Raw genomic sequence first — 3416 nt, 5'->3', positions numbered from 1 at the left:
AGTGGAACCCGACCGCCCGCAACGGACACTGCGACGATCTGTCATACCCGAATGCCACAATCAGCAGCTGAACACCGGCAAAGACGCCGACCGCGACCGCTCACCAGCCCGATGAAAGATCGAGGCTCACGCGTCCGCTTCGAGCCCGGCGATGAACTGCTCCTGCGCCTCCAGCTGCTCCGGCAGGCCGGTCGCCGCGTTGGCGAGCAGCACCGTGGGCCCGTCGGGCGTCTCGAGCACCGTGACGGAGATCCGCCAGGCCGGCGTGAACGTCACCCCGGAACCCTCCGCGACGTGCACGTCCACGGTGGCGCGATGCCCGCTCATCCCGTCCACGGTCACCGGCTCGCTCACCCAGTTCTCGGTGACGGGCTCCGCGCCGTAGAGCGGCTCGAGGTCCCCGCGGCTGTACGCGCACTGCAGGATCCAGGTCGCGGCATCCTCCGCCCCCGGGTAGCCGCCCTCGGCCTCGGAGAAATCGCCGCGCCCGAGCGCCGCATACGAGTACCAGCCGGGGCCCGCATCCTGGCTGACCATCGCCACATCCGTCGTGTATGCGACTGCCCCGCGCCACGCCGACCGCCACGCCCAGCCATCCACGACCGCAGTCCGCAGACCCCCGCCCACGAGGTACCCCGCCGGAGCATCCGAGGCGCGGCCGGGATCGGGCAGATGACAGGAGACAGTGGGCAGATCCTCGGGCGCGCCCTGCCCCGTCGGCCCCTCCTCCTCCCCGTCGGGGACGTACTCCCCGGAGGGCTGCGCGGCCGGCTCCTCCTGCGCGGCGGGGCTGCCCTGCCCCTCGCCATCCGAGGCCGGTGCAGGCCGCACGAGCAGCACGATCACGAGCACGATGGCGAGGATCACGGCGAGCAGGCAGCCGCCCCCACCTACCAGCCACGGCCACACGGGCCGACGGGGGTTGGGCGCCGCCTCAGCGGGGCGGGCGGGTGGCGTCGTGGCGGGGTGCTGGAAGTCCGGCAGGCCGGGCGGGGTGCTCATGACCATATGGTCGCCCGACGGGCGCTGCGGCGCGCCGGGACCGCGCCCGGAAGCTCAGCCGATATGCCCGTAGCCACGCTGCGAGGCCTTCTCCTTGAGGTCGTGCAGGACCTTCCCGAGGCCCGTCGGCTCGGGCTCGTCCTCGCGCGGCAGTTCCACGTAGTTCACGATCGCGAGCATCTGCCCGTAGTCGATGCTGGGCGCCCCGCCGTCGAGCAGGCTCGCGATCCGCTCCCCCACCAGCTGCTCGAGCCGCTCCGCAGCCTCGGCGCCGCGGTCGGCCCGGGCGGCCTCGAGACGCTCCCGCAGCAGCGCGGCGGCGCGTTCCGAGGCGGGCACGGGGCTCTCGTGGCCGGCGACGCTGATCTGCTCCATGCGGGTCCCTCCTGTGCTCGAGCCGGGCTGCGGTGCGCGGACTGAGCAGCACCCTATACGGGATGCGGACGGGCGCCCCGGGCCGTCCGGGGGCAGGGCGTCACACCCGCGCTCTGAACGCCCCCGGCGAGCCGACGTCGGCCCCGTCACTCACCCCTCCCCGCGACGACCTCCCGCTTCTACACTTGACCAGGTCATCACCGCTTCCAGCGTCGGCAGCGGGCCCTGTTCGCCCGTCCCCGGAGAGTTGCCGTGACCGCTTCCCCCGACGCCGCCCCGCTGTCCCCCGCGCGTCTGCGCCTGGTGATCCTCGCGATGAGCCTGGGGGCCTTCGCGATAGGCACCACGGAGTTCGCCTCGATGGGGCTGCTGCCACAGATCGCCGGCTCGCTCGGAGCCTCAGTCCCGCGGGCCGGGATGCTGATCTCCCTGTATGCGCTGGGGGTGGTGGTCGGTGCGCCGGTGATGACGGTGGTGTCGGTGCGGATGCCGCGCTCGCGCCTGCTGGTGCTGCTGGCGGGGATGCTGGCGCTGGGCAACCTGATCTCCGCGATAGCGCCGACGTTCGCTGTGCTGGCCGTGGGCCGTTTCGCGGCGGGATTCCCACATGGCGCCTACTTCGGGGTCGCGGCACTGGTGGCGGCGCGACTATCCCCGCCGGGCCGACGCGCGCGATCGGTGTCCCTGGTGATGCTGGGGCTGACCGTCGCGACAATGGTGGGTGTGCCGGCATCGACGGCGCTCGGCCAGCTTGTGGGCTGGCGCAGCGCCTATGTGCTGGTGGTGCTCGTCGCTCTCGCGGGCACGCTCGCGATCTGGCGCCTGGTGCCGGAGCCGCCTGGCGGCGGTGGCCAGGCCTCGATGCTCACGGAGCTGGGGGCACTGCGGCGCGGCCAGGTGTGGTTCGGCCTGGGGATCGGCGCGATCGGCTTCGGTGGCATGTTCGCGGTGTACAGCTACATCGGGGAGATCGTGCCCGGGGTCATGGGCCTGCCGATCCGCGCGGTACCGATTGCGCTGCTGATCTTCGGGATCGGGATGACGCTCGGGACGCTGCTGGCCGGACGGCTCGCGGACCGGTCGATCTACGCCACCCTTTTCCTGGGACTCGCCGGAATGGCGGTGGCGCTCGCGGTGTTCGCCGTGGTCGCGCAGTGGGCGGCCGACGGAATGCTGCTGCTGTTCATCATCGCGGTGACCTCGCAGCTCATGGGCCCGGCGCTGCAGATCTTCCTCATGGACGCCTCCCCCGATGCGCCGTCGCTCGCGGCGGCCCTGCAGCATGCAGCGCTGAACATCGGCAACGCCCTGGGTGCCGCGCTCGGGGCAGCGGTCCTCGCCGCCGGCTGGGGGCTGCTGGCCCCGTCCTGGGTGGGTGTGGGACTGGCGCTCGCGGGCATGGTGATCACGGGGGCATCCTTCGCGGTGCACCGGCGCGACGCCCGGCGCAGCAGCATGCACGTGCGGCCGACGCTCACCGGAGAGATCCCGGCGCTGTCCTGAGCCGGGAGGATGGCCGTCCTGAGCCAGGGCGCTGTCTGGGTCACAGGAGTCACTCTCCCCGGCCGGCGCTCCGCCCTGAGCCCGGTGGTTCGCTGTCCTGAACCGGTACCCACCTCCGCCTATCCGCGCGCCTCGCTCTCGCTGAACGGTCCCTGCCCCTCACCACTTACCTCGGCGTAGTGCGGGTCTCAGCGGCATATACGGGCCTGACTTAGGACATCGTTAGTGCCCTATCTCGGGGGCGATGGCGGTGATGATGTGACGGGCGTCGGTGGTGATTTCGGGCGGGAAGTCCTGGGAGGTGCCGTTGATCGCGATGCGGGCTGTTCGGAGGGGCCGGAGGGTCTGGATGATCTTTTTCAGGCTCAGCCCGGTCTGGTCTTGCACGTATCGCGCGACCGCGAGGGCGGCAAACACGATGGTCAGGTGTGCTTCGATGGCGTCGCGCTGGTGGTGGAACATGGGGCGGGCCTGCAGGTCTGTTTTGCTCATCCGGAACGACTGCTCGACGTGCCAGAGGTCGTGGTAGCTGTAGA

At 71.5% G+C, this 3416-nt stretch carries 3 protein-coding genes and 1 pseudogene; 1 reads left to right on the top strand and 3 read right to left on the bottom strand.

Annotated features, from left to right (window positions below):
* Positions 1-126: 126 nt before the first annotated feature.
* Both MU407_RS13735 and MU407_RS13730 read right to left on the bottom strand, forming a co-directional pair.
* On the bottom strand, positions 127-1002 hold the full coding sequence (locus MU407_RS13735) for a hypothetical protein (protein WP_246958327.1): 876 nt from the start codon (positions 1000-1002) through the stop codon (positions 127-129).
* 54 nt (positions 1003-1056) lie between these two features.
* Complete coding sequence (locus MU407_RS13730) at positions 1057-1377, bottom strand: hypothetical protein (RefSeq protein ID WP_102236701.1); 321 nt, start codon at positions 1375-1377, stop codon at positions 1057-1059.
* A 252-nt stretch (positions 1378-1629) separates the two neighbouring features.
* Between MU407_RS13730 and MU407_RS13725 the strand changes: the two genes are divergently transcribed.
* Entirely contained in the window at positions 1630-2880 is a 1251-nt protein-coding gene (locus tag MU407_RS13725; protein ID WP_246958325.1) for an MFS transporter, read from the top strand.
* A gap of 222 nt (positions 2881-3102) precedes the next feature.
* Here MU407_RS13725 and MU407_RS13720 read toward each other — a convergent pair.
* Positions 3103-3416: pseudogene (locus MU407_RS13720) on the bottom strand (IS1634 family transposase); the annotation flags it as partial.

Origin of the sequence: Brachybacterium sp. Marseille-Q7125 (assembly GCF_023062615.1) — a bacterium.
GTDB lineage: Bacteria > Actinomycetota > Actinomycetes > Actinomycetales > Dermabacteraceae > Brachybacterium.
The sequence above is the reverse complement of the archived record's forward strand: the minus strand, read 5'-3'. Positions and strand labels throughout refer to the sequence as shown.

Excerpts from the sequence above, each read along its gene's own strand:
- MU407_RS13730 (WP_102236701.1), bottom strand. The coding sequence starts at position 1,377 with ATGGAGCAGATCAGCGTCGCCGGCCACGAGAGCCCCGTGCCCGCCTCG.
- MU407_RS13735 (WP_246958327.1), bottom strand. The coding sequence starts at position 1,002 with ATGAGCACCCCGCCCGGCCTGCCGGACTTCCAGCACCCCGCCACGACG.